The organism is Pseudomonas sp. 20P_3.2_Bac5 (genome assembly GCF_025466035.1).
GTDB lineage: Bacteria > Pseudomonadota > Gammaproteobacteria > Pseudomonadales > Pseudomonadaceae > Aquipseudomonas.
The window spans coordinates 1-23,522 of sequence record NZ_JANLOA010000105.1; the positions used below are offsets into that span (position 1 = coordinate 1).

Here is a 23,522-nt window from a genome sequence, read left to right on the forward strand (position 1 = left end):
GCGCTCAGAACTCAGGACAGCTCCGCCACCCGCGCCGGCTGCTCGCGCCGGTTGAAGTGATGCGCCATGAGGATGAAGCCCAGCAGGATCCCGCCCAGCACCAGCGACGATCCCACCGTGCCGAAATCCAGCCCGCCTTTTTCGTGGGGTTTGGTCAGGAAGTCGCCCAGGGTCGCTCCGAATGGCCGGGTCAGGACGAAGGCAATCCAGAACAGCAACACGCCCGAGATCCGTGTCCAGTAACGCGCCAGCACCACCACCCCGATCGCCGCCCCCACCACCAGGACGCCACCGGCAAAGCCCAGGCCCGAGTCGTCGGCCAGGTAGTCACCCAGGGCCGTGCCCAGTGTGTTGGAAAACAGGATCGCCACCCAATAGAACAGCTCGTTACGGCGGGTGCTGATGTTGTTGACGTTGATCGGATCGCCACTCAGGCGCCAGAGCGCGAAGGTCAACGCCAGGATGCCGATCAGGATCGCCGAGCCGGTGGCATAGCCCAGGCCCAGGGTGCGGTCCATGAAGTCCGACATGGTGGTGCCGGCCGTGCTGGTGGAGAGGATCACCAGCCAGTACAGCACCGGGTGATAACGCCGGGAAAACAACTGCGTCACCAGCGTGACCAGGAACACGCTAATCAGGATCACGGAGCTCAGCGCGTAACCCACGTTGAGCGTCATGGACAGCAGGTCGCCCGCTGTCTCTCCAAGCGTGGTGGCGCAGATCTTCATGATCCAGAACGCCAGGGTGATTTGCGGGAGTTTATTCATCGGCTCGAAGCTCCAGAGGGCAAGTGCGGCAGAGACTGCGCAAGCGGCGATGAAAAAGAGGTCAGCGCGAAATGAAAAAAGCGTTTGGCCCGAGAAAATCCCGTTAATCCGGCAATAACCTTGGGCGCGCATGCTTTGTGAGACGGGCAGCGCTGTTCCCCGCAAGAGCAATCCGAGCAGTTGAAACGGACTGATCGCGCCCAAATACATCGAGTAAATCGATTTCTATAGCCGATTTTTTGCGCTTTTTAATCGAATTAATCGGCGTAGCATCAAACCCATAGAAACAAACAACCCTCACTACCCCGGAGCAACGACCATGAAAAGCAAACTGATCCTGACCCTGGCCTTCTCGATCCTGACCGCCAACGCTTTCGCCGCCGATGGTTTCGACCGCACCAACGCTCACAACTTCGGCTATGCACCAGCCCACCCGGCGGCTGTAGCGGCTGACGGCTTCGACCGCACCCCGGCTGGCAAAGTCGCCGCCGACGGTTTCGACCGTACCCCAGCCGGCAAAGTCGCTGCCGACGGCTTCGACCGTACCCCAGCCGGCAAAGTCGCCGCTGACGGCTTCGACCGCACCCCAGCCGGCAAAGTCGCCGCTGACGGTTTCGACCGTACCCCGGCTGGCCGCATCAGCTAACACCGATGCAACGTCTTCACAGCCCGGCTTCGGCCGGGCTTAATCGTTTTCAGGGAACGCGGCACTTGGCACACTAGGCGTCCGTGCACTCGCCACAAGGCTTGATCGATGTACTACTACGAACCCGCAAAAGGCCACGGCCTGCCCCACGATCCGTTCAACGCCATCGTCGGCCCACGTCCCATCGGCTGGATTTCCACCCAGGACGCCCAAGGCCGCCTGAACCTTGCGCCCTACAGCTTCTTTAACGCCTTCAACTACATTCCGCCGATCATCGGTTTCTGCAGCGTCGGGCGCAAAGACAGCCTGAACAACATCGAGCAGACCGGTGAATTCGCCTGGAACCTGGCCACCCGTCCGCTCGCCGAGGCGATGAACCAGAGCTGCGCGGCCGTCGCGCCGGAAGTCGATGAGTTTGCCCTGAGCCAGCTCACCCCCGCCGCCTCACGGGTGATCGCCGTACCACGGGTGCAGGAAAGCCCGGTGTCGTTCGAATGCAAGGTCAGCCAGATCGTGCAATTGCAGCGCGCTGACCACGCGTTGGTGCCGAGCTGGCTGATTCTTGGTGAAGTGGTGGCCGTGCATATCGCCGAACACCTGCTGAAAGACGGCATCTACGACACCGCCGCCGCCGAGCCTATTTTGCGTGGCGGCGGTCCGGCGGATTATTTCGAGCTGGGCAACCTCTTCCAGATGAGGCGCCCACAGGTCTGAGCCTTGCGCTTACCAGACCAGCTCGGCGTCCGCGTTGACGCCGCTGAGCCGCTCAAGCTCGGCGGACGCCGCTTCATCGGCGTCCGCGGCAGTCTTGAAGGTCTGCTCCGGCAGCACCTTGTGGAAACGCGGCGCGCCGCTGGCGCCCAGGCCTTTCACCGCGATGGCGGCGCTGTAGCCGCCTTCGCCGGGAACCACCGCCGATACTGCTTCGAAACCTACGAATACTCTGCGAGCCATGTTGCTCGATCCCCATCAGTGACGAAAAAAGGCGCTCATTCTAACCTGCGCCGGGCTCGCTGAAGGTGTGCAGATCGAGGCTGTCCAGCACCCGCGCTTGCACCAGCTCGCCAAACACCTGCAGGCTGGGCGAGTTGAAGTAACCGCTCATCGCCGCCTGGTCGCGCCAGTGGCTGCTGAGCAACCACAAGTCGGCATCGCAGGTGGAACGTTGCAGGGTGAACGCCAGGCAACCCGGGGTACGCCGGCTGGGTTCGAGCAATTGCTGAAGACGTTCGCCCAGTTCTGCGGAACGGCCCGCGCTGGCGCGCACGAAGGAAAGGTGGCTGACCGGTTGAGATGACGTCATGTGCGGTGCTCCTGAAGACGGCCAGAGAAAACTGCCAGGCTGCCAAGAGTACGGGCCGCCGCGCGAGGACGTTAGGCGAAAGCTGTCGAACGATTGCCTGATCCTGCATGCCTCACTGAGTTCATTGCGGCGAGCCAGCACCCACGGCGATTTCGCCGAGAGGGCATCAGGCAATGGCAATCGCTTCAATTTGGTGACGGCACCAAGGTGGCAGCAGGATCGTGCAAGAACACGACAGCATCCGGCTAGCGTGCGCACTTGCACAAACCTATGCTGCGAGGATCCGCCGAGGAAGCCTCTCCATGTCATCCCCCGAACTGCTCGACTCCGCCCTCGAATCCCAGCGCCAGGCGCTGGCCGATCTCGTCCGCCGCCACGCCGCGCCAGAGTGCTCGGCAATCAACGGCCTGTATCTGGTGCGTCACGAAGAAAACATCCGTTCGATGCCGACCCTCGCCCAGCCGGCGCTGTGCATCCTCGCGCAAGGCAGCAAGGCGGTGCACCTGGGCGACGAACGCTATGTGTACGACCCGCTGCATTACATGGTGGTGTCGGTGGCGATGCCGATCAGTGGCGTATACCTCGATGCCAGCCCGGAGAACCCGAGCCTGGGCATCCGCCTGGATATCGACCCGGCGGAAATCAATAACCTGATTGCCGAGGCCGGTCCCATGGGTGTCCCGGCCGCGTCGGGGCGCGGGCTGTATGTGGAAAGGCTGGACGTACCGCTGCTGGACGCCCTGCTGCGCCTGATCCGCCTGTTGGAAACGCCGAAGGACATCGCGGTCCTCGCGCCGCTGATTCGTCGCGAGATCCTTTACCGCCTGCTGCGTGGGCAACAAGGTTACCGGCTGTACGAAATCGCCATGTCCAACAGCCAGACCCACCGCGTCTGCCAGGCGATCCAGTGGCTCAACGACCACTACAACAAACCGCTGCGCATCGAAGAACTGGCCCGGGAAGTGAACCTCAGCGCCTCGGCCCTGCACCACCGTTTCAAGGCGGTGACCTCGATGAGTCCGTTGCAGTACCAGAAGCAGTTGCGCTTGCAGGAAGCCCGTCGGTTGATGCTCAACGACGGGCTGGAGGCGGCGGTGGCGGGCTATCGGGTGGGGTATGAAAGCCCGTCGCAGTTCAGCCGCGAATACAGCCGAGCCTACGGCGCGCCGCCGCTGCGCGATATGGCGCGGTTGCGCAGCGCGCTGTAGCCGCTACCGCAGTCAGCAGCCTCAGGCCAGGACCGTCTCGGTCCACTGCCACTGGTCGATCTCGATCAGCGTCGGGCCTTTGCGTTCACGGGCCTTGAGCAGGGCCTGACGCAGGGGCTCGATATCGCTCACCGCCTCGGTCGCGCAGCCAAAGCCCTTGGCGATGGTGATGAAGTCCGGGGTGTGGATGTCCACGCCCACCGGTTCGATATCGCGGTTGACCATGTAGCGCTTGATCTCTTCGTAGCCCTGGTTGTTCCACAGCAGGACGATCAGCGGTACCTGGGCTTCCACGGCACTGGCCAGTTCCGGCAGGGTGAACTGGATGCCGCCGTCACCGATCAGGCACACCGCAGGCAGCCGCGCCTGCGGATCTTCGGCACTGCCCAGCCAGGCGCCCATCGCCGCCGGCAAGGCGTAACCGAGGGTGCCGTAACCGGTGGAGGCGTTGAACCAGCGGCGTGGCTGGTCCAGGTCCAAGGTCAGGTTGCCGGTGTAGACCGGCTGGGTCGAATCGCCCACCAGCACCGCATCCGGCAGCGCCCGCAGGATGGTGCGCAGGAATAAGGTCTGCGCCTGCGCCGCCACATCCCACTGGCCGGCCAAGGTTTCCCGCAGGCGCGCGGCACGGGCCGGCCCCCACTCGGCGGCACGCACCGGCGCCGGCTGTTCGGCCAGGGCCAGCAGCAACGCATCGCTGGCTTCGCGGGAGTCGGCGACCAGGGCGAGCTTCGGCGGATAGTTACGCACGGTCTGGTCAGGGTCGATATCGATGCGCAGCAAAGTGCCAGGGATCTCGAAGCCGCCCTTGAACGTCACGTCGTAGTCGGTCTCGCCCAACTCGGTGCCAATGGCCAGCACCACGTCAGCCTCGCGCACCAGTTCGCGGGTCGCCACCAGCGATTGGGTCGAGCCGATCAGCAGTGGGTGATTCGACGGCAGCATGCCCTTGGCATTGATGGTCAGCGCAGTCGGCGCCTGCAGGTATTCGGCGAGGCGGGTCAGCGAGGCGCTGGCGTCGATGGCGCCGCCACCGGCGAGGATCAGCGGACGCCGCGCGCCCGCCAGCAACTCGGCCATTTTCGCCACGGTCGAAGGCGCAGCACCGGCCCGGGCGACACGCACCGGCTCGCTCGCCAGCAGGTGATCGGCCTCTTCGACGATCACGTCCAGCGGGATCTCGATATGCACCGGACGCGGGCGCGCGCCCTCGAACACCGCAAAAGCCCGGGCCAGCACCGCCGGCAAATCATCGGCGCTCATCAAGGTGTGGGAGAAGGCGGCGACGCCGGCCACCAGATTGCTCTGCGCCGGGAGTTCGTGCAGCTTGCCGCGACCACCGCCGAGAGCGTTGCGCGATTGCACGCTGGAAATCACCAGCATCGGGATCGAGTCGGCGTAGGCCTGGCCCATGGCGGTGGTGATGTTGGTCATGCCCGGACCGGTGATGATGAAGCACACGCCCGGTTTGCCGCGGGTACGCGAATAGCCGTCGGCCATGAAGCCGGCGCCTTGCTCGTGACGCGGGGTGATATGGCGAATGGACGACGCGGCCAGGCCGCGATACAGCTCCACGGTGTGCACGCCGGGAATGCCGAAGACATGGTCCACGCCATAGTTTTCGAGGAGTTTTACCAGCACTTCGCCGCAAGTCGCCATGTTCGTTCGCCTGTTGTTGGTTTTCGGAGCAGGCGTTAATTGGACCGCCGGGCGGCTACCGGCACAATGCAAAGTTCCTCATACTAGCCATGCGCCCAGATCATGGCTCCTGACCAATGAAACGACTCCCGCCCCTCCCCGCCCTGCACACCTTCCTGGTCACCGCCCAGTGCTGCAATTTCACCCACGCGGCGCAGCAGTTGCACCTGACCCAGGGTGCCGTCAGCCGACAGATCGCCGGGCTGGAAGAACAGCTCGGCTACCCGCTGTTCGTGCGCCAGGCCCGCGGCCTGAGCCTGACTCGCGAGGGCCAGGAATGGCTGCCACGGGTGCAGCAGGTATTCGCGCTGATCGAGGACGGCGTGCAGCAGATCGGCGCCGCCGGCACGACCTTGCAACTCAAGGCGCCAACCTGCGTGATGCGCTGGCTGCTGCCGCGGCTGATGGAATGGCAGGCGCTGCGCCCGGACGTCCCGGTGGAGCTGACCACCACCCTCCAGCACGGCGGGGATTTTCGTCGTGAAGGCTTCGATGCTGCGGTAGTCTATGGCGCCGAGCCCGAGACCGCGATGCCGCTGCTGAAGCTGTTCGATGAACAACTGACGCCGGTGTGTTCGCCGCAGTTGCTGGCGGGAAAACTGCCACTGCGGGAGGTGGCAGACCTGGAAAAACACATGCTGCTACACCCGGCGCGAGACGAGCGCGACTGGCAGACCTGGCTGGAAGCGGCGGGATCGAGCCTGTCGGCACAGGGCAAGCGCCAGCATTTCGAAACGCTGGACATGGCCATGGCGATGGCGGTGCAGGGCACCGGGGTGGCGATCGGCGATTGGTCGTTGATCGGCGAGGATCTGGCGGGCGGGCGATTGGTGTCGCCGTTCGAGCTGCGAGTGGCGACGGGGAAAGCGTATTACCTGGTGCGGCCGGAGAAAGAGGCGCCGCCGGGGTTGCTGGCGTTGTTTGAGTGGCTGGTGGAGCAGGCGAACAGCCGATGACTTCAAGGGCCTCATCGTCGGCAAACCGACGATGAGGCCTGAAGATCAATACCCGACAGTAAACCGCTGGCGCGAATGCGCTGGTTTCTCGACCTCGTCCAGCAACGCGATAGCGAAATCGGCAAAGGTGATCCAGCTCTTGCCGTCCGCGCCGATCAGCAGGTGATCCTTGCCCAGACGGAAGGTGCCGGTGCGCTCGCCTTCAACGAATTCCGCCGATGGCGAAAGGAAGGTCCAGTCCAGCTCCTTCTCCTGCTTCAGCGCATCGAGGTACGCGGCGCCGGCACTGGCTTCGGCCTTGTAGGCTTCCGGAAAGTCCGGGCTGTCGATGACCCGCGAATCGTCCGGCAGCAGCAGGCTGCCAGCGCCGCCCACCACCAGCACACGCTTGACGCCAGCCTTCTTCGCGGGCGCCAGCAACGTCTCGGCGGGAATGCCGGAGAAATGCGCGGCGCTCAGCACCACGTCCTGCCCGGCCAGCGCTTTTTCCAGCGCCGCGCCATCCTTGATGTCCAGCGCCAGCGGGGTCACCCCGGCACGGCCCTGCAACTTCGCCGGATCACGGGCGATGGCGGTAACGCTGTGACCACGGCGCAGGGCCTCTTCCAGCAATTGGCTGCCAGCACGGCCGGTGGCGCCGATGATTGCGATCTTGCTCATGAAAAACCTCCGATCAGGATTGAATGACTTACCACTGCATTTCGCCCTTGGCGACCTTGGCTCCCAGCTCCAGGGAGCTTTCCTCGGCCAGGCCTGGGTAACGTTGCTTCATCGCCGCCGTCAGACCGGCGGCATTGGCGGTGCGGGCGCTTTCTTCATCGAAGGCGCGAATGTATCCCGCAGTAAAGCGCACAGCGTCCAGCGAACCGCTGTTTTTGCCGAGGAAATGGCCCGGCACCACGGTGACCGGGTGCAGATTTTCGATACGCTGCAAGCCGGTCAGCCAGTCGGCATGGGATTGCGCGGTCTGGGTGTCGGCCATCCACACATGAAGGTTTTCCGCCACGAGGATGCCGCCCACCACCGCCTTGATCGACGGAATCCAGACAAAGCTGCGATCCGGCTGCGGGCCGTCGAGGCCGATCACTTGCAACGCCTGGCCTTCCAGCAGCAGGCGATCACCGTCCAGCACCTGCGGCACGATCAGCCGCTGCGGTTTGTCGCTGCCCATTTGCGGGCCCCAGTAGGCGAGCTTGGCGTCCATGGTCTTCTTGATGTGCTCGACGGTCGGCGCGCTGGCGACCACGCGGGCGTCAGGGAAGGCGCTGACCAGGGTGTCGAGGCCGAAGTAGTAGTCCGGGTCGCCGTGGCTGATGTAGATGGTGGTCAGGTGTTTGCCGCTGGCGCGCAGCTTGTCCACCACCTGCTCGGCCTGGGCCTTGCCAAATTGGGCGTCTACCAGAATGGCGTCGTGCTTGCCGGCAACGATCACCGAACTGACCGGGAACAGCGCATCGGTCCCCGGGTTGTAGACCGTCAGTTCCAGCGGCGCACCCGCCGCGTTGGCGCGGGCGATGCAGAGCAGGGCAAACAGGGCCAGCAACAGGCGGCGTGGCGAGAAAAGGCGAAGCATCGGGCAATTCCTGTGAGGGGCAATGGCTCACAGCTTAGTTGCGCGATTCGACGCAAAAAATGCGATGCTTGGACATAGTTTGTTTCAGAAATCGGACAAATCATGGACCGTCTTACCGCAATGCGGGTCTTCGTCACCGTTGTCGACCTGGGCAGCCAATCCGCCGCCGCCGACCATCTGGACATGTCGCGCCCGGTGATTTCGCGCTATCTGGCGGACCTGGAGAACTGGGTCGGCGCCCGCCTGATGCAACGCACCACGCGCAAGCTGAGCCTGACCGCCGCCGGCAATGAAATTCTCCCGCGTTGCCGGCAGATGCTTGACCTCGCCGGCGACCTGCAGGCGGCAATCAGCGCCCCGGACGAAGCGCCGCGCGGCGAGCTGCGGATCAGCGTCAGCACCTCGTTCGGCCAGGCGCAACTGGTGGACGCGGTGGCCGAGTACGTCAAACGCTATCCGCTGGTGAAGGTCGATCTGCAGATGCTCGACCGCACCGTCAACCTGGTGGACGAACGCATCGACCTGGCGATCCGCACCAGCAACGACATCGACCCGAACCTGATCGCCCGGCGCCTGAGCGTCTGCAACTCGGTGATCTGCGCCTCGCCCGAGTACCTGCGGCGGCACCCTGCGCCAACGCGGGTGGAGGAACTGAGCAGCCACAACTGCCTGACCCACTCCTATTTCGGCCGCAGCCTCTGGCACTTCGACGTGGCTGGCGAGAATGTCGCGGTGCCGGTGCACGGCAACATCAGCGCCAATGAAGCGCTGACCCTGCAACAAGCGACCCTGGCCGGCGCCGGCATCGCCATGCTGCCGACCTACCTCGCGGCGGAAAAACTGCGCAGCGGCGAACTGATACGCCTGCTGCCCCAAGCCAGGCCGATGACGCTGAACCTCTACGCCGTGTACACCTCGCGCAAGCACATGCCGGCGACGCTGCGCAGCATGCTGGACTTCCTCGCCGAGCGTTTCACCGACATCCCGGAATGGGACCAGGCGCTGGCTTGAGCAACTTGCGCTGTGCTGGACTATCCTTCGTAACAACATGCGAGTAACAGCATGTGTTGGTCGCCGGAGGACAGCATCATGGGTGTCAAAACCGCAAAATGCGCCATCGTCCTGGGTATCGTCGCCGTCATGGGGCTTTACGCAACCGCTGCCTACCGGGTCGAGCAGACCCGTAACCAGCCGTGGTCCGCCGCCAGTTGCGGCCTCGCCCACTGCGTGCCGCACACCGCCACCCTCAGTGCGCTCAGGTAAGCCCGCTCTCGTTGGGTTCACGCTGGCGAAAGGCGCGGGGTGACAAGCCCGTCAGACGGCGGAAGAACCGTGAGAAATACGCCGGATCGGCGAACCCCAGGCTGTCCGCCAACTGGTTGATGCTCAGGGTGGTGTAGATCAGCTCGCGCTTGGCCTCCAGTAACAGGCGCTGGTGAATGATCTGCAGCGCCGATTGCCCGGCCAGTTCGCGGCAGAGGGTGTTCAGCGACGTCACCGAAACCCCCACCTCATGCGCCAAGTCCTCCACTGCCGGATGCTGGCGAAAACTGCGTTCCACCAGTTGATTGAAGCGCCGCAACTGCTCGCGGCCGCGTTCGGGCACCTGCGCGCCAGCCTGACGTTGCAGGTGCCGGCGGCTGATCCACACCACCAGCAGGTTGATGATCGAACGCAGTTGCAGGTCGCGACCCGGCTGGTCGCTCTGGTATTCGGCCTGCAAGGTGCTGAACAGGCTGTAGAGATAGTCGGCATCGGCGCCGGCCAGCCAGGTTCCGGCCTGGGTCAACGGCGCCGGAGCGCTGCCCAATTGCTGGTGGAGCAAGGCCACCAGCGGCGCGGCCAGGGTCACCACGTAGCCGTCGACATCCTCGGAAAAAAGAAAACCATGCACGCACAGCGGCGGCACCACTTGCAGCGCCGGCTCGCGCAGGGTGCGCGCCTGGCCTTCCAGTTCCACCTCGGCGGTGCCCCGGTAAAGGAACAGCAACTGGCACAGGTCGGCGTGCCGGTGCGGCTCGATTTCCCAATGGTGCAGGCGGCTGCGGGCCGGGATCGACTCGCTGTGAAGCAGGTCGGGGGTCGGCCAGTCGAGGGACTCGCCGTAGAGCTTGAACACCGGAATCGCCGCTTTTGCCACCATCGTCCGCCCCTTGGCTGAATGCTCGATAATCGCCCGTATTGGCGAAAAGTACAGTTTTGCTGTGCCTTTATCCCTTCTTCCGCCGCAATTACAGGCGAAAAATACAGGCGCTCACCACTATAAGATGCCTTCGGCGTTGTGCTGAAGCTGCCTGGGACAATAACAATGAAAACTCAAGTCGCAATCATCGGTGCCGGTCCGTCCGGTCTCCTGCTCGGCCAGTTGCTGCACAACGCCGGGATTTCCAACGTCATCGTCGAACGCCAGAGCCCTGACTACGTGCTCGGCCGCATCCGTGCCGGGGTGCTGGAGCAAGGCATGGTCGACCTGCTGCGCGAGGCCGGGGTCGGCGAGCGCATGGACGCCGAAGGCCTGCCCCATGACGGTTTCGAACTGGCCTTCGACGGTCGCCGCGAACACATCGACCTCAAGGGCCTGACCGGCGGCCAGGGAGTAATGATCTACGGCCAGACCGAAGTCACCCGCGACCTGATGGCCGCCCGCCAAGCCTGCGGCGCCGTCACCGTCTACGAGGCGACAAACGTGCAGCCTCATGAGCCGAAGTCCGAGCAGCCCTGGCTGACCTACGAAAAAGACGGCCAGGTGCACCGCCTGGACTGCGACTACATCGCCGGTTGCGATGGCTACCACGGCGTCGCCCGGCAATCGATCCCGGCCGATGCGCTGAAGGTGTTCGAGCGGGTCTACCCGTTCGGCTGGCTGGGCATCCTCGCCGATACCCCGCCGGTCAACGAAGAACTGGTCTACGCCCGTCACGAACGCGGCTTCGCCCTGTGCAGCATGCGCTCGCCGACCCGCACCCGCTATTACGTGCAAGTGGGCGCCGACGAAAAAGTCGAGGACTGGTCCGACGAGCGTTTCTGGGACGAACTCAAGACCCGCCTGCCCGCCGAGCTGGCCGAGCGCCTGGTGACCGGGCCGTCGATCGAGAAAAGCATCGCGCCGCTGCGCAGCTTCGTGGTCGAACCGATGCAATATGGGCGGATGTTCCTCGTCGGCGACGCCGCGCACATCGTCCCGCCGACGGGCGCCAAGGGCCTGAACCTGGCCGCCAGTGACGTCAGCACCCTGTTCAACATCCTGCGCCGGGTCTACGCCGAAGGCCGCACTGACTTGCTCGAGCAGTACTCGTCCATCTGCCTGCGGCGGATCTGGAAGGCCGAACGCTTCTCGTGGTGGATGACCTCGATCCTGCACCGCTTCCCTGACAGCGACCCGTTCAGCCAACGCATCCAGCAGACTGAACTGGATTACTTCGTCAGCTCCGAGGCGGGCCGCAAGACCCTGGCGGAAAACTACGTCGGGCTGCCTTACGAGGCCATTGCAGACGCTTAGCAAGCTATCGGATAGACTCGGACATACTTTATTTGCCCCCAAGGGCCTCATCGCTGCGGTTCGGCGCCCCGGCACGCCAGCGATGAGGCCCTGAAGACTCCAATAAGTAACGAGCCTGCCGTGACCCAACTGAGCACACCCCAGCCCGCCATCAAGACCGTCCTCGTCGCGCTGATGCTGGCGATCTTCCTCGGCGCTCTGGACCAGACCATCATCGCCGTGTCGATGCCGGCGATCTCCACGCAGTTCAACGATGTCGGCCTGCTGGCCTGGGTCATCTCCGGCTACATGGTGGCGATGACCGTGGCCACGCCGATCTACGGCAAGCTCGGCGATTTGTATGGGCGGCGGCGGATGATCCTGTCCGGCACTGCGATCTTCACCCTCGCCTCGGTGTTCTGCGCCGCGGCGCAGAACATGGAACAACTGGTGCTGGCGCGGGTGCTGCAAGGCATCGGCGCTGGCGGCATGGTCTCGGTCAGCCAGGCGATCCTCGGCGATCTGGTGCCACCCCGGGAACGCGGGCGCTACCAGGCTTACTTCAGCAGCATGTACGCGGCGGCGAGTGTGGCCGGGCCGGTGCTCGGAGGTTTACTGACCGAGTACCTGTCGTGGCGCTGGGTGTTCTGGCTGAACCTGCCGCTGGGCCTGACCGCTTGGTGGGTGACCCGCAACAGCCTGCGCGGGCTGGCGACGCCGCAACGCCAGGCCAAAGTCGATTATCCCGGCGCCTTGCTGTTGATCCTCGGCCTTACCGGCCTGCTGCTGGCCATCACCCTGATCGGCCAGGGCCACCCGTGGCATAGCCAAGCGGTGCTGGCGCTATTGGCGGCCGCGCTGTTCGGCCTGACCCTATTCGTGCTGTATGAACGCCGTGCGCCGGAACCGCTGTTGCCGCTGAAGCTGTTTGGCAACCGGGTCGCGGTGCTGTGCTGGTGCACCATCTTCTTCACCAGCTTCCAGGCCATCTCGCTGACCATGCTGATGCCGCTGCGCTACCAGAGCATCACCGGCGCCGGTGCCGACAGCGCCGCGCTGCACCTGCTGCCACTGGCCATGGGCCTGCCGATCGGGGCTTACTGCGCCGGTCGCCTGACCAACATGACCGGCCGCTTCAAGCCCCAGATTCTCTTCGGCAGCCTGCTGATGCCGCTGGCCATTGTCGGCATGGCGCTGAGCCCGCCCTCCTCCGGCCTGCTCAGCGGGTTGTTCATGCTGCTGACCGGCATCGCCGCCGGCACCCAGTTCCCGACCTCGCTGGTCGCGACCCAAAGCGCGGTGCAGCAGCAGGACATCGGCGTCGCCACCAGCACCACCAACCTGTTCCGCTCGCTCGGCGGCGCGGTGGGTGTGGCCCTGATGTCGGCATTGTTGCTGGCGATGTTGCAGGACGGCGGCTACGCCCTCGCGGGCGAAGCCCTACTCGGCAGCCTGCGCGCCGGCGAGGCGAACCTGGCGGTACAGGCCGAGCTGTCGGTGACCTTCCGCAACCTGTTGCTGGGCAGCGCGGCGATTTCGCTGTTCGGCCTGGCAGCGGCGCTGGCCCTGCCCAACCGCGAACTGCGCGGTCACTGACAGGTGTTCAACCGCGCCGCTGCACCCAGGCCACGGCCAGGCCGCTGAGGCAGATGACGGAAATGCCGACCACGCCAAAGACGTCCGGGCTGTGGTCGAAGATCAGGTAGCCGAACATTCCGGCGAAGAGGATCTGGCCATAACTGAACGGCGCCAGCATGGCCGGCGCGGCGTGACGGAAGGCCTGGGTCAGGAGCATGTGACCGAGCATCCCGCAGGTGCCAAGGCCGAGCATGAACAAGGCATGGCCGAAGGTCGGCACGGTCCAGAAGAACGGCACCAGCGCGGTCATGATCAGGCTGTTGAAGATCCCGGTGAGGAAGTTGCTGGTGGTGGGGCTGTCGGTGGCGCTGAGCTTGCGGGTCAGCAACTGATAGCAGCCGAAGCAGAACGCCGAGCCCAGCGGCAGCAGGATCGCCGGGGTGAACAGCGCGCCGCCGGGGCGAATCACGATCAGCACGCCGACAAAGCCGGCCAGCACCGCGATCCACTGCCCGCGACTGACCCGCTCACCCAGCAGCGGCACCGACAGCGCGGTCACCATCAAGGGCGCGAGAAAGTTGACCGCCGTGGCTTCGGCCAGCGGGATATAACGCAGCCCCGTGGTGAACAACAGGCTGGTGCCGATCAGGCAGAGCGCCCGGGCCAGTTGCAACATCGGCCGCCGCGTTCGCACCACCGCCGACAGCCCGGTACGCGGCACGAACACCACCAGCATCAGCAACGTGTGCACCACGTAGCGCGCCCACACCACCATGACAATGGGGTAGAACCCGGAAAGGTATTTGGACAGGGCGTCGTGGCTGGCGAACAGCAGCACCGCCAGGCAGATCAGGGCAATCCCCCGCAGCGGTTGCTCGGCGCCTCTGAGGGTCGGGGTCTGCGCGGTCATGTCCGGACTCGATGAAGAAAATTTAATTAGCCAGCTAAGTATCCGCTTGGACCCCAGCGCTCATAATGACGAACGCCAGGCCGATTCTTGCTCAGCCCGGCGTTGGAAACAACTCAGCTCAATTTGAAATACAAAGATTCACAAATGCTCACAAAACCTCAATTGCGCAGGGCAGGGCTCACGCGCAGCATGTCGAGCCCTGTATCGACCCAGCGTTCGGCATCGTTGAACAGGTCGAAGCTGTCCGGCAGCAGCAGCCAGCGCCGGATCAGCCCGTCGATGTAGGCGAACAGGGCCACGGCCGCGCGCTCCGGGTCGACATCCGTCGGCAACTGCCCGCGCTTGATGGCGTTGCCCAGCGAGCGAGTGATGCGTTCATGACAGTCGACGGTCGCGCTCTGGCGCTGGAGGCGGATCTCGCACATCTCGTCGGTGAATTCACACTTGTGATGAAGGATTTCGTTGATACGCCGCGTCTTCGGATCGCTGGCCATCTGGTGCATCAACTGCACCAGCAGCTTGCGCATGCAGCCCAGCGGGTCGAGTTCTTCCTCGCTCTCGCTGGCCCTGGCCAAGGCGTCGAGCGGTTCTTGCAGGCTGTCGAGCAGGGCCTGCACCAGTTCGGCTTTATTGTCGAAATGCCAGTAGATGGCACCACGGGTCACGCCAGCCAATTCCGCGATGTCGGCAAGGGTGGTACGCGCAATCCCGCGCTTGTAAAAGGCTTTTTCCGCAGCTTCAAGGATCTGGTTACGGGTTTCCTGAGCTTCCTCTTTGGTTCGACGGACCATGGCAGTACAACCTCATCAAGGAGCCGGTCGCCTGCATCGGGCGACCGATTTCTGATCCGGTGCGACCGGGGTGGGGCCGCGTTCCGGGTGTTCTAGTTTCGTGCCTTGCGCAATGGGAGGACAAGGTAACGGGTGTTTACAAACAAGCATGAATGTAAGTATATTCATTAGCATGCTACTTATCCACCCGGATAGAGTTTTTTCCTACATCCTGTTTTCCATTACTCTTGAGCGTCTTCAGCTCTTTCTGACCCGAGGATCTTCATGCAATTCAAGCCAGCTGTTTCCGCTCTGGTTTCCGCCGTCGCCCTGGCAACACTGCTCAGCGGCTGTAAAAAGGAAGAAGCGGCGCCCGTGGCGCAGATTCCTCAGGTCGGCGTTGTCACCCTCCAGGCCCAACCCTATACCCTCGTTTCCGATCTGCCAGGTCGCACCATTGCGTACCGGGTCGCGGAAGTGCGTCCGCAGGTCAACGGCATCATTCTCAAGCGTCTGTTCAAGGAAGGCAGCGAGGTCAAAGAAGGCCAGCAGCTCTACCAGATCGACTCAGCGGTCTACGAAGCAACCCTGGCCAGCGCCAAGGCCAACCTGCAATCGACTCGCTCGCTGTCCGAGCGCTACAAGCAACTGGTGGCCGAACAAGCCGTCAGCCGCCAGGAATTCGACGACGCGCAGGCCAAACGTTTGCAGGCTGAAGCGACGCTGAAAAGCGCCGAGATCGACCTGCGCTACACCAAGGTCCTGGCACCGCTGAGCGGCCGTATCGGTCGCTCCAACTTCACCGAGGGCGCGCTGGTCAGCAACGGCCAGGCCGACGCCATGGCGGTGATCCAGCAACTGGACCCGATCTACGTCGACGTCACCCAGTCCTCGGCCGAGCTGCTCAAGCTGCGTCGCGAACTGGAAAGCGGCAAGTTGCAGAAGGTCGGCGAGAACGCCGCCAAGGTCACCCTGAAGCTGGAAGACGGCAGCACCTACGCTCAGGAAGGCCGCCTGGAGTTCTCCGAAGTCTCGGTCGACCAGACCACCGGTTCGGTGACCCTGCGCGCCGTGTTCCCCAACCCCGAGCACAACCTGCTGCCCGGCATGTTCGTCCACGCCCGCCTCAACAACGGTGTGAACGCCGCCGCCATCCTCGCCCCACAGCAAGGCGTGACCCGCGACCTGAAAGGCCAGCCGACCGCCCTGGTGGTCAACCAGGACAACAAGGTCGAGCTGCGTCAGCTCAAGGCCAGCCGTACCGTCGGCAGTGACTGGCTGATCGAGGAAGGCCTGAACCCAGGCGATCGCCTGATTACCGAAGGCCTGCAGTACGTCAAACCGGGGGCCGAAGTGAAGGTGAGCGAAGCCACCAACATCAAGCCTGCCCAGCCAGCCCAGGCCAATGCCGCGACCGCAGGGGCCAAAGGGGAATAAACCATGTCGAAATTCTTTATCGATCGCCCGATCTTCGCCTGGGTGATCGCCTTGGTGATCATGCTGGTCGGGGCGCTGTCGATCCTCAAGCTGCCGATCAACCAGTACCCGAGCATCGCCCCGCCGGCGATCGCCATCGCCGTGACCTACCCGGGCGCCTCCGCGCAGACCGTGCAGGACACCGTGGTCCAGGTGATCGAGCAACAGCTCAACGGTATCGACAACCTGCGTTATGTGTCGTCGGAAAGTAACTCCGACGGCAGCATGACCATCACCGCGACCTTCGAGCAGGGCACCAACCCTGACACCGCGCAGGTCCAGGTGCAGAACAAGCTGAACCTGGCCACCCCGCTGCTGCCGCAAGAAGTGCAGCAGCAAGGTATCCGCGTGACCAAGGCGGTCAAGAACTTCCTGCTGGTGATCGGCCTGGTGTCCGAAGACGGCAGCATGACCAAGGACGACCTGGCCAACTACATCGTCTCGAACATGCAGGACCCGATCTCGCGGACCGCCGGTGTCGGTGACTTCCAGGTCTTCGGTGCCCAGTACGCGATGCGCATCTGGCTCGATCCGGCCAAGCTGAACAAGTTCCAGTTGACCCCGGTTGACGTCAAGACCGCCGTTGCCGCGCAGAACGTCCAGGTGTCTTCCGGTCAACTCGGCGGCCTGCCCGCCCTGCCCGGCCAGCAACTGAACGCGACCATCATCGGCAAGACCCGCCTGCAGACCGCCGAGCAGTTCGAAAAGATCCTGCTCAAGGTCAACCGCGACGGTTCGCAAGTGCGCCTGGGCGATGTCGCCAAGGTCGCGCTGGGTGGTGAAAACTACGCGGTCAGCGCCCAGTTCAACGGCAAGCCGGCTTCCGGCCTGGCCGTGAAACTGGCCACCGGCTCCAACGCCCTGGATACCGCCAAGGCGCTGCGCAAGACCATTTCCGACCTCGAACCGTTCTTCCCGCCAGGCATGAAGGCGGTGTTCCCGTATGACACCACCCCGGTGGTGACCGAATCGATCAGCGGCGTGATCCACACCCTGATCGAAGCGATCGTACTGGTGTTCCTGGTGATGTACCTGTTCCTGCAGAACTTCCGCGCCACGGTGATCACCACCATGACGGTGCCGGTGGTATTGCTGGGTACGTTCGGCATCCTTGCCGCCGCAGGTTTCAGCATCAACACCCTGACCATGTTCGCGATGGTCCTGGCCATCGGCTTGCTGGTGGACGACGCCATCGTCGTGGTGGAAAACGTCGAGCGGGTGATGTCCGAAGAGGGGCTTTCACCCAAGGAAGCGACCAAGAAGTCCATGGGCCAGATCCAGGGCGCGCTGGTCGGTATCGCGTTGGTACTGTCGGCGGTACTGCTGCCGATGGCATTCTTCGGCGGCTCCACGGGTGTGATCTACCGGCAGTTCTCGATCACCATCGTGTCGGCCATGGGCCTGTCGGTGCTGGTTGCCTTGATCTTCACCCCGGCGCTTTGCGCCACCATGCTCAAGCCGGTCAAGAAAGGCGAGCACCACACGGCCAAACGCGGCTTCTTCGGCTGGTTCAACCGCAACTTCGACCGCAGCGTGCAGAGCTACGAGCGCGGCGTGGGCAACATCCTGCGCCACAAGGCCCCGTACTTCCTCGCCTACATCCTGATCGTGGTCGGCATGGTCTGGCTGTTCATGCGTATCCCGACTGCGTTCCTGCCAGAGGAAGACCAGGGCGTACTGTTCGCCCAGGTGCAAACCCCGGCCGGCTCCAGTGCCGAGCGCACCCAGGCGGTGGTCGATGAAATGCGCGCCTACCTGCTGGACAAGGAGTCCGACACGGTCGCCTCGGTGTTCACCGTGAACGGCTTCAACTTCGCGGGCCGCGGTCAAAGCTCGGGTATGGCCTTCATCATGCTCAAGCCGTGGGGCGAGCGCTCTGCCGAAAACAGCGTGTTCAACCTGGCAACCCGTGCCCAGCAGCACTTCTTCACCTTCCGCGATGCGATGGTGTTCGCCTTCGCCCCGCCTGCGGTACTGGAACTGGGTAACGCCACCGGTTTCGACGTGTTCCTGCAGGACCGTGCCGGCGTCGGCCACGCCAAGCTGATGGAAGCGCGCAACCAGTTCCTCGGTATGGCGGCGCAAAGCAAGATCCTCTCCGCTGTGCGTCCGAACGGCCTGAACGACGAACCGCAGTACCAGTTGACCATCGATGATGAACGCGCCAGCGCGCTGGGCGTCACCATCTCCGATATCAACAACACCCTGTCGATCGCCCTCGGTGCCAGCTACGTCAACGACTTCATCGACCGTGGCCGGGTCAAGAAGGTCTACCTCCAGGGCGAAGCCTCGTCGCGGATGAGTCCGGAAGACCTGCAGAAATGGTACGTGCGCAACGCTGCTGGCGAGATGGTGCCGTTCTCCTCCTTCGCCAAGGGCGAGTGGATCTACGGCGCGCCGAAGCTGTCGCGTTACAACGGCGTCGAAGCAATGGAAGTCCTCGGTGCGCCAGCCCCTGGCTACAGTACCGGTGAGGCGATGGCCGAAGTCGAACGCCTGGCCGCCAAACTGCCAGCCGGTGTCGGCTTCGCGTGGACCGGCATGTCGTATGAAGAGAAGCTGTCGGGTTCGCAGATGCCAGCACTGTTCGCGCTGTCGCTGCTGATGGTGTTCCTGTGCCTGGCGGCGCTGTACGAAAGCTGGTCGATCCCGATCGCGGTGGTGCTGGTGGTGCCGCTGGGTATCATCGGTGCGCTGATGGCGGCCAGCATGCGCGGGCTGTCCAACGACGTGTACTTCCTGGTGGGGCTGCTGACCACCATCGGCCTCGCGGCGAAGAACGCGATCCTGATCGTCGAGTTCGCCAAGGAACTGCACGAACAGGGCCGCAGCCTGGCCGACGCCGCCATCGAAGCCTGCCGCATGCGTCTGCGTCCGATCATCATGACCTCGCTGGCGTTCATCCTCGGCGTAGTGCCGCTGACCATCGCCACCGGCGCGGGTTCGGGCAGCCAGCACGCCATTGGTACCGGGGTGATCGGCGGTATGATCACGGCCACCGTTCTGGCCATCTTCTGGGTGCCACTGTTCTTCGTTAGCGTGTCGTCGCTGTTCGGCAGCAAACAGCCCGAAGAAGACGCCACACCTGAAACTCCACGCTATGAGGCTGGGCAATGACCAAGTCCCTGATATCCCTGGCGGTCACCGCGTTCATCCTGGGCGGATGCTCGCTGATCCCCGAGTACAAGACCCCCGAGGCGCCGGTCGCGGCCGAGTGGCCGGCAGGTCCGGCCTACTCGCCGGCCGAGTCGGCCCAGGTGGCCGCCGCCGAGCAAGGCTGGCGCCAGTTCTTCCACGACCCGGCGCTGCAGCAGTTGATCCAGGGTTCGCTGGAAAACAACCGCGACCTGCGGGTCGCGGCGCTGAACATCGACGCCTACCGTGCGCAGTACCGCATCCAGCGCGCCGACCTGTTCCCGGCTGTCTCGGCCAACGCCAGCGGCCAACGCCAGCGCACGCCGGCGGACATGTCGCAGACCGGCCAGTCGAGCATCAGCAGCCAATATTCGGCCACCATCGGCGTCAGCGCCTATGAGCTGGACCTGTTCGGCCGGGTGCGCAGCCTGAGCCAACAGGCTCTGGAAACCTACCTGTCCAGTGAACAGGCGCGCCGTTCGACGCAGATCGCCCTGGTGGCCAGCGTCGCCAACGCCTATTACACCTGGCAGGCCGACCAGGCCCTGCTCAAGCTGACCGGCGAGACCCTCAAAACCTACGAGGAAAGCTTCAAGCTGACCCAGCGCAGCAGCGACGTCGGCGTGGCCTCGGCCCTGGACCTGAGCCAGGCCCGCACCGCGGTCGAAGGCGCCCGGGTCAAGCTGGCGCAGTACCAGCGCCTGGTGGCCCAGGACCTCAACAGCCTGACCCTGCTGGTCGGCGCCGGTCTGCCGGGCAACCTGCCGGCGGCCCTGCCGCTGGACGGCGACCTGCTCGCGGAAATGCCGGCCGGCCTGCCGTCGGACCTGCTGACCCGGCGTCCGGACATCATGGAAGCCGAGCACCTGCTCAAGGCGGCCAACGCCAATATCGGCGCCGCCCGCGCGGCGTTCTTCCCGAGTATCAGCCTGACCGCCAATGCCGGGACCCTGAGCTCCGACATGAGCGGCCTGTTCAAGGGTGGCTCCGGCACGTGGCTGTTCCAGCCGCAGATCAACCTGCCGATCTTCAATGCCGGTTCGCTCAAGGCCAGCCTCGATTACTCGAAGATCCAGAAAGACATCAACATCGCCAAGTACGAAAAGACCATCCAGACCGCCTTCCAGGAAGTCTCCGATGGTCTGGCTGCGCGGCAGACCTTCAACCAGCAGTTGCAGGCCCAGCGCGATCTGGTCGCCGCCAACCAGGATTACTACCGCCTGGCCGAGCGTCGCTACCGTATCGGCGTGGACAGCAACCTGGTGTTCCTCGACGCCCAGCGCAACCTGTTCAGTGCCCAGCAGTCGCTGATCACTGACCGGCTGTCGCAGGTGGTCAGCGAGGTCAATCTGTACAAGGCCCTCGGTGGCGGCTGGTACGAGCGCACCGGTGATGCTCAGCAGCAAGCTTCGGTCGAGACGCCGAAAGGCTGAACTGGCTGAACCTGATGTAGAAAAGCCCACCCTCTGCGGTGGGCTTTTTCATGGCTGCACACCGCTCTCCTGCAACTCTCCCGCCCCCTGCGTTTTCAACGCAACAAAAGAAACTAACCATTCAGTTATCGTTCGATAATCGCCCATTTCCGCCTGTAACGAATTGATTCGCCCCCGTCCGTCACAGCACCATCCTCTTGCCGCTTTTCCCAACGCAAACCCCAAAGACGCAACCCGGCCTGTGACCCTTTTCAGTCATGGCGGATGGTTTCGCTTACATAAAAACAAGAGACACATTGACGATGAACACTCCGCACCCAGCACGACACCTGCTTCCCGGCTTCATTGCCATGACTTGCGCCCTCCCCGCCCTGGCTGCTGAAAGCGGCTTCGTCGAGGACGCCAAGGCCTCCCTGAACCTGCGCAACTTCTACATCAACCGCAATTTCGTCGACCCGGCCAACGCCCAGGGCAAAGGCGAGGAATGGACCCAGAGTTTCATCCTCGACGCCAAGTCCGGCTTCACCCAAGGCACTGTCGGCTTCGGTGTCGATATCCTCGGTCTGTATTCGGTCAAGCTCGACGGCGGCAAAGGCACCGCGGGCACCCACCTGCTGCCGGTGCATGACGACGGCCGCCCGGCCGACGATTTCGGCCGCCTCGGCGTGGCCCTGAAAGCCAAGGTGTCGAAGACTGAACTGAAAGTCGGCGAGTGGATGCCGGTGCTGCCGATCCTGCGTTCCGACGACGGTCGCTCGCTGCCGCAAACCTTCCGCGGTGGCCAGCTCACCTCGCAGGAAATCGACGGCCTGACCCTCTATGCCGGGCAGTTCCGCGGCAACAGCCCGCGCAACGACGCGAGCATGGAAGACATGTTCATGAACGGCCGCGGGGGGATCACCTCCGACCGCTTCAATTTCGCCGGTGGTGAATTCACCTTCAACGAAAAGCGCACCCTGATCGGTCTGTGGAACGCGGAACTGAAGGACATCTACCAGCAGCAGTACATCAACCTGGTTCACAGCCAGCCGCTGGGCGACTGGACCCTGGGCGCCAACCTCGGCTACTTCCTCGGCAAGGAAGATGGCTCGGCCCGGGCCGGCGACCTCGACAACCGCACCGCCTCGGCCCTGCTTTCGGCGCGTTACGGTGGCAACACCTTCTATGTCGGCCTGCAGAAAGTCAGCGGCGACGATGCCTGGATGCGCGTCAACGGCACCAGCGGCGGCACCCTGGCCAACGACAGCTACAACTCCAGCTTCGACAACGCCCAGGAACGCTCCTGGCAAGTGCGCCACGACTACAACTTCGCCGCCCTCGGCGTACCCGGCCTGACCCTGATGAACCGCTACATCAAGGGCGACAACGTGCACACCGCGACGGTGGACGACGGTGAAGAATGGGCACGGGAATCGGAACTGACCTACGTGATTCAGAGCGGTGCGCTGAAGAACCTGTCGATGAAGTGGCGTAACTCGACCATGCGTCGGGACTACAGCACCAACGCGTTTGATGAAAACCGGCTGATCATCAGCTATCCGATCGGGATTCTCTGAGGCTTCACGGGCCTCATCGCGAGCAAGCTCGCTCCTACAGTTCAGTCCCCTGTAGGAGCGAGCTTGCTCGCGATGCTCCCCCCAAAAAAATGAATCAGGCGCCTTTCACCGTCCGGCTCCGCTCCCCCGCCACACTCACCGGCACATCCCCCTGCAACGTCACCCGGCGCACCACTCGGCCCTGGGTGCCGTAGTCATCCACCGCGTAATGCTGGGTCGCGCGATTGTCCCAGATCGCCACGTCCCCCGCCTGCCAGCGCCAGCGAACGGTGTTCTCCAGACGCGTCACATACCCCTGCAACAAGCTGAACAGGTGCTGTGAATCGTTCTGCGAATAGCCCTTCAGGCGTTTGACGAAATGCCCCAGCAGCAGGTGCTTTTCACCGCTGACCGGGTGCACGCGCACCACCGGATGCTCGGTTTCGTACACGGTGGAAGTGAATACCCGACGATAATTTTCCAGTTGCTCGACGCTGACATTGGGCTTGGCCCCGGCGTAGTCGTACTCGTTGCTGTGCACCGCCCACAGTTCTTCGGCGAGGACCTTGAGCGCCGGCGACAGGTCGTTGTAGGCCGTCGCGGTGTTGGCCCAGACCGTGTCGCCGCCGGACACCGGCGCCACCACCGAGCGCAGGATCGAGGCCTTGGGGTAGGCGTCGACGAAGGTCACGTCGGTGTGCCAGGAATTGGCGCGGCGCCCTTCGCCGCCATCCAGTTCCAGCAGGTAACGAGTGCCGTCACGCACGGGCACGGTGGGGTGGGCGATCGGTTCGCCGAGCAGGTGGGCGAAGGCTTCCTGACCCTGGTCATCGAGGTGGTGCTGGGCGCGGAAGAACAGCACCTTGTGTTCCACCAGTGCGGCCTGGATGGCCTCGATCACCGCCGGCTCCAGATCGGCGCTCAGTTGCACGCCACGCACTTCGGCGCCGATGCGTCCGGCGACCGGGTGAATGTCCAGCGCTTGGCTGACAGGGGTTGCGGCGAGTGCGGCATTGCTCATGGTTCAAACCCTCATTGGCTGACGACACGGAAGTT

Annotated in this window: 22 protein-coding genes; 12 read left to right on the forward strand and 10 right to left on the reverse strand. The window is 63.8% G+C overall.

Annotated features, from left to right (window positions below):
• Positions 1–11: 11 nt before the first annotated feature.
• A complete protein-coding gene (locus NTD88_RS18775) occupies positions 12–767 on the reverse strand; it encodes a hypothetical protein (RefSeq protein ID WP_262153904.1) in 756 nt (251 codons plus the stop codon).
• Positions 768–1,086: 319 nt separating this feature from the next.
• On the opposite strand from NTD88_RS18775, the gene NTD88_RS18780 reads away from it, so the two are divergent.
• Both NTD88_RS18780 and NTD88_RS18785 read left to right on the forward strand, forming a co-directional pair.
• Positions 1,087–1,413 (forward strand): hypothetical protein, encoded by a 327-nt coding sequence (locus NTD88_RS18780; protein ID WP_262153905.1) that lies wholly within the window; start codon positions 1,087–1,089, stop codon positions 1,411–1,413.
• Between the two features lie 108 nt (positions 1,414–1,521).
• On the forward strand, positions 1,522–2,127 hold the full coding sequence (locus tag NTD88_RS18785) for a flavin reductase family protein (RefSeq protein ID WP_095154796.1): 606 nt from the start codon (positions 1,522–1,524) through the stop codon (positions 2,125–2,127).
• A 9-nt stretch (positions 2,128–2,136) separates the two neighbouring features.
• On the opposite strand, the gene NTD88_RS18790 is transcribed toward NTD88_RS18785, so the two are convergent.
• A complete protein-coding gene (locus NTD88_RS18790) occupies positions 2,137–2,367 on the reverse strand; it encodes a hypothetical protein (protein WP_095154795.1) in 231 nt (76 codons plus the stop codon).
• Positions 2,368–2,407: 40 nt separating this feature from the next.
• Positions 2,408–2,716, reverse strand: coding sequence for a putative quinol monooxygenase (locus NTD88_RS18795; RefSeq protein ID WP_095154794.1), 309 nt, complete (start codon positions 2,714–2,716; stop codon positions 2,408–2,410).
• 302 nt (positions 2,717–3,018) lie between these two features.
• On the opposite strand from NTD88_RS18795, the gene NTD88_RS18800 reads away from it, so the two are divergent.
• Positions 3,019–3,924, forward strand: coding sequence for an AraC family transcriptional regulator (locus NTD88_RS18800; protein WP_262153906.1), 906 nt, complete (start codon positions 3,019–3,021; stop codon positions 3,922–3,924).
• Between the two features lie 21 nt (positions 3,925–3,945).
• Here NTD88_RS18800 and NTD88_RS18805 read toward each other — a convergent pair whose 3' ends face one another.
• The gene (locus NTD88_RS18805) at positions 3,946–5,583 is read right to left on the reverse strand and encodes a 5-guanidino-2-oxopentanoate decarboxylase (protein WP_262153907.1); all 1,638 of its coding nucleotides are present in this window, start codon (positions 5,581–5,583) and stop codon (positions 3,946–3,948) included.
• A gap of 116 nt (positions 5,584–5,699) precedes the next feature.
• On the opposite strand from NTD88_RS18805, the gene NTD88_RS18810 reads away from it, so the two are divergent.
• The gene (locus NTD88_RS18810) at positions 5,700–6,578 is read left to right on the forward strand and encodes a LysR substrate-binding domain-containing protein (RefSeq protein ID WP_262153908.1); all 879 of its coding nucleotides are present in this window, start codon (positions 5,700–5,702) and stop codon (positions 6,576–6,578) included.
• A gap of 45 nt (positions 6,579–6,623) precedes the next feature.
• On the opposite strand, the gene NTD88_RS18815 is transcribed toward NTD88_RS18810, so the two are convergent.
• A complete protein-coding gene (locus NTD88_RS18815; RefSeq protein ID WP_262153909.1) occupies positions 6,624–7,238 on the reverse strand; it encodes an NAD(P)-dependent oxidoreductase in 615 nt (204 codons plus the stop codon).
• A 28-nt stretch (positions 7,239–7,266) separates the two neighbouring features.
• A complete protein-coding gene (locus NTD88_RS18820) occupies positions 7,267–8,151 on the reverse strand; it encodes an MBL fold metallo-hydrolase (protein WP_262153910.1) in 885 nt (294 codons plus the stop codon).
• A gap of 102 nt (positions 8,152–8,253) precedes the next feature.
• Here NTD88_RS18820 and NTD88_RS18825 point away from each other — a divergent pair, with 102 nt between their 5' ends.
• Positions 8,254–9,162: a LysR family transcriptional regulator gene (locus NTD88_RS18825; protein WP_262153911.1), complete on the forward strand. Its 909-nt coding sequence runs from the start codon at positions 8,254–8,256 to the stop codon at positions 9,160–9,162.
• Between the two features lie 78 nt (positions 9,163–9,240).
• Positions 9,241–9,414 carry a hypothetical protein gene (locus NTD88_RS18830; protein WP_175652214.1) on the forward strand — a complete coding sequence of 58 codons (174 nt, stop codon included), beginning with the start codon at positions 9,241–9,243 and terminating at the stop codon, positions 9,412–9,414.
• Here the strand turns inward: NTD88_RS18830 and NTD88_RS18835 are convergent.
• The gene (locus tag NTD88_RS18835; RefSeq protein ID WP_262153912.1) at positions 9,407–10,294 is read right to left on the reverse strand and encodes a helix-turn-helix domain-containing protein; all 888 of its coding nucleotides are present in this window, start codon (positions 10,292–10,294) and stop codon (positions 9,407–9,409) included. The genes NTD88_RS18830 and NTD88_RS18835 overlap by 8 nt on opposite strands.
• A 165-nt stretch (positions 10,295–10,459) precedes the next feature.
• On the opposite strand from NTD88_RS18835, the gene pobA reads away from it, so the two are divergent.
• A complete protein-coding gene (gene pobA / locus NTD88_RS18840) occupies positions 10,460–11,650 on the forward strand; it encodes a 4-hydroxybenzoate 3-monooxygenase (protein ID WP_262128247.1) in 1,191 nt (396 codons plus the stop codon).
• 174 nt (positions 11,651–11,824) lie between these two features.
• Positions 11,825–13,225 (forward strand): MDR family MFS transporter, encoded by a 1,401-nt coding sequence (locus NTD88_RS18845; RefSeq protein WP_095154973.1) that lies wholly within the window; start codon positions 11,825–11,827, stop codon positions 13,223–13,225.
• A gap of 7 nt (positions 13,226–13,232) precedes the next feature.
• On the opposite strand, the gene NTD88_RS18850 is transcribed toward NTD88_RS18845, so the two are convergent.
• Both NTD88_RS18850 and NTD88_RS18855 read right to left on the reverse strand, forming a co-directional pair.
• Positions 13,233–14,117, reverse strand: coding sequence for a DMT family transporter (locus tag NTD88_RS18850; protein ID WP_262153913.1), 885 nt, complete (start codon positions 14,115–14,117; stop codon positions 13,233–13,235).
• A 158-nt stretch (positions 14,118–14,275) separates the two neighbouring features.
• On the reverse strand, positions 14,276–14,908 hold the full coding sequence (locus NTD88_RS18855; protein ID WP_095154783.1) for a TetR family transcriptional regulator: 633 nt from the start codon (positions 14,906–14,908) through the stop codon (positions 14,276–14,278).
• A gap of 264 nt (positions 14,909–15,172) precedes the next feature.
• Here NTD88_RS18855 and NTD88_RS18860 point away from each other — a divergent pair, with 264 nt between their 5' ends.
• The 4 genes from NTD88_RS18860 to NTD88_RS18875 all read left to right on the forward strand — a co-directional run bounded on the left by NTD88_RS18860 (position 15,173) and on the right by NTD88_RS18875 (position 22,487).
• Positions 15,173–16,324 (forward strand): efflux RND transporter periplasmic adaptor subunit, encoded by a 1,152-nt coding sequence (locus NTD88_RS18860; protein ID WP_262153914.1) that lies wholly within the window; start codon positions 15,173–15,175, stop codon positions 16,322–16,324.
• A gap of 3 nt (positions 16,325–16,327) precedes the next feature.
• Complete coding sequence (gene ttgB / locus NTD88_RS18865) at positions 16,328–19,480, forward strand: multidrug efflux RND transporter permease subunit TtgB (protein ID WP_262153915.1); 3,153 nt, start codon at positions 16,328–16,330, stop codon at positions 19,478–19,480.
• A complete protein-coding gene (gene adeC, locus NTD88_RS18870; RefSeq protein WP_095154780.1) occupies positions 19,477–20,931 on the forward strand; it encodes an AdeC/AdeK/OprM family multidrug efflux complex outer membrane factor in 1,455 nt (484 codons plus the stop codon). Before ttgB ends, adeC begins: the two co-directional genes overlap by 4 nt.
• Positions 20,932–21,233: 302 nt before the next feature.
• Entirely contained in the window at positions 21,234–22,487 is a 1,254-nt protein-coding gene (locus tag NTD88_RS18875; RefSeq protein WP_262153916.1) for an OprD family porin, read from the forward strand.
• Positions 22,488–22,581: 94 nt separating this feature from the next.
• Here NTD88_RS18875 and NTD88_RS18880 read toward each other — a convergent pair whose 3' ends face one another.
• Positions 22,582–23,487 carry a TauD/TfdA dioxygenase family protein gene (locus tag NTD88_RS18880; RefSeq protein ID WP_262128242.1) on the reverse strand — a complete coding sequence of 302 codons (906 nt, stop codon included), beginning with the start codon at positions 23,485–23,487 and terminating at the stop codon, positions 22,582–22,584.
• Positions 23,488–23,522 lie beyond the last annotated feature (35 nt).

Bases quoted from the DNA above. Each gene is read 5' to 3' on its own strand.
- NTD88_RS18775 (WP_262153904.1), bottom strand. From the start codon at position 767: ATGAATAAACTCCCGCAAATCACCCTGGCGTTCTGGATCATGAAGATC.
- NTD88_RS18780 (WP_262153905.1), top strand. From the start codon at position 1,087: ATGAAAAGCAAACTGATCCTGACCCTGGCCTTCTCGATCCTGACCGCC.
- NTD88_RS18785 (WP_095154796.1), top strand. From the start codon at position 1,522: ATGTACTACTACGAACCCGCAAAAGGCCACGGCCTGCCCCACGATCCG.
- NTD88_RS18790 (WP_095154795.1), bottom strand. From the start codon at position 2,367: ATGGCTCGCAGAGTATTCGTAGGTTTCGAAGCAGTATCGGCGGTGGTT.
- NTD88_RS18795 (WP_095154794.1), bottom strand. From the start codon at position 2,716: ATGACGTCATCTCAACCGGTCAGCCACCTTTCCTTCGTGCGCGCCAGC.
- NTD88_RS18800 (WP_262153906.1), top strand. From the start codon at position 3,019: ATGTCATCCCCCGAACTGCTCGACTCCGCCCTCGAATCCCAGCGCCAG.
- NTD88_RS18805 (WP_262153907.1), bottom strand. From the start codon at position 5,583: ATGGCGACTTGCGGCGAAGTGCTGGTAAAACTCCTCGAAAACTATGGC.
- NTD88_RS18810 (WP_262153908.1), top strand. From the start codon at position 5,700: ATGAAACGACTCCCGCCCCTCCCCGCCCTGCACACCTTCCTGGTCACC.
- NTD88_RS18815 (WP_262153909.1), bottom strand. From the start codon at position 7,238: ATGAGCAAGATCGCAATCATCGGCGCCACCGGCCGTGCTGGCAGCCAA.
- NTD88_RS18820 (WP_262153910.1), bottom strand. From the start codon at position 8,151: ATGCTTCGCCTTTTCTCGCCACGCCGCCTGTTGCTGGCCCTGTTTGCC.
- NTD88_RS18825 (WP_262153911.1), top strand. From the start codon at position 8,254: ATGGACCGTCTTACCGCAATGCGGGTCTTCGTCACCGTTGTCGACCTG.
- NTD88_RS18830 (WP_175652214.1), top strand. From the start codon at position 9,241: ATGGGTGTCAAAACCGCAAAATGCGCCATCGTCCTGGGTATCGTCGCC.
- NTD88_RS18835 (WP_262153912.1), bottom strand. From the start codon at position 10,294: ATGGTGGCAAAAGCGGCGATTCCGGTGTTCAAGCTCTACGGCGAGTCC.
- pobA (WP_262128247.1), top strand. From the start codon at position 10,460: ATGAAAACTCAAGTCGCAATCATCGGTGCCGGTCCGTCCGGTCTCCTG.
- NTD88_RS18845 (WP_095154973.1), top strand. From the start codon at position 11,825: ATGCTGGCGATCTTCCTCGGCGCTCTGGACCAGACCATCATCGCCGTG.
- NTD88_RS18850 (WP_262153913.1), bottom strand. From the start codon at position 14,117: ATGACCGCGCAGACCCCGACCCTCAGAGGCGCCGAGCAACCGCTGCGG.
- NTD88_RS18855 (WP_095154783.1), bottom strand. From the start codon at position 14,908: ATGGTCCGTCGAACCAAAGAGGAAGCTCAGGAAACCCGTAACCAGATC.
- NTD88_RS18860 (WP_262153914.1), top strand. From the start codon at position 15,173: ATGCAATTCAAGCCAGCTGTTTCCGCTCTGGTTTCCGCCGTCGCCCTG.
- ttgB (WP_262153915.1), top strand. From the start codon at position 16,328: ATGTCGAAATTCTTTATCGATCGCCCGATCTTCGCCTGGGTGATCGCC.
- adeC (WP_095154780.1), top strand. From the start codon at position 19,477: ATGACCAAGTCCCTGATATCCCTGGCGGTCACCGCGTTCATCCTGGGC.
- NTD88_RS18875 (WP_262153916.1), top strand. From the start codon at position 21,234: ATGAACACTCCGCACCCAGCACGACACCTGCTTCCCGGCTTCATTGCC.
- NTD88_RS18880 (WP_262128242.1), bottom strand. From the start codon at position 23,487: ATGAGCAATGCCGCACTCGCCGCAACCCCTGTCAGCCAAGCGCTGGAC.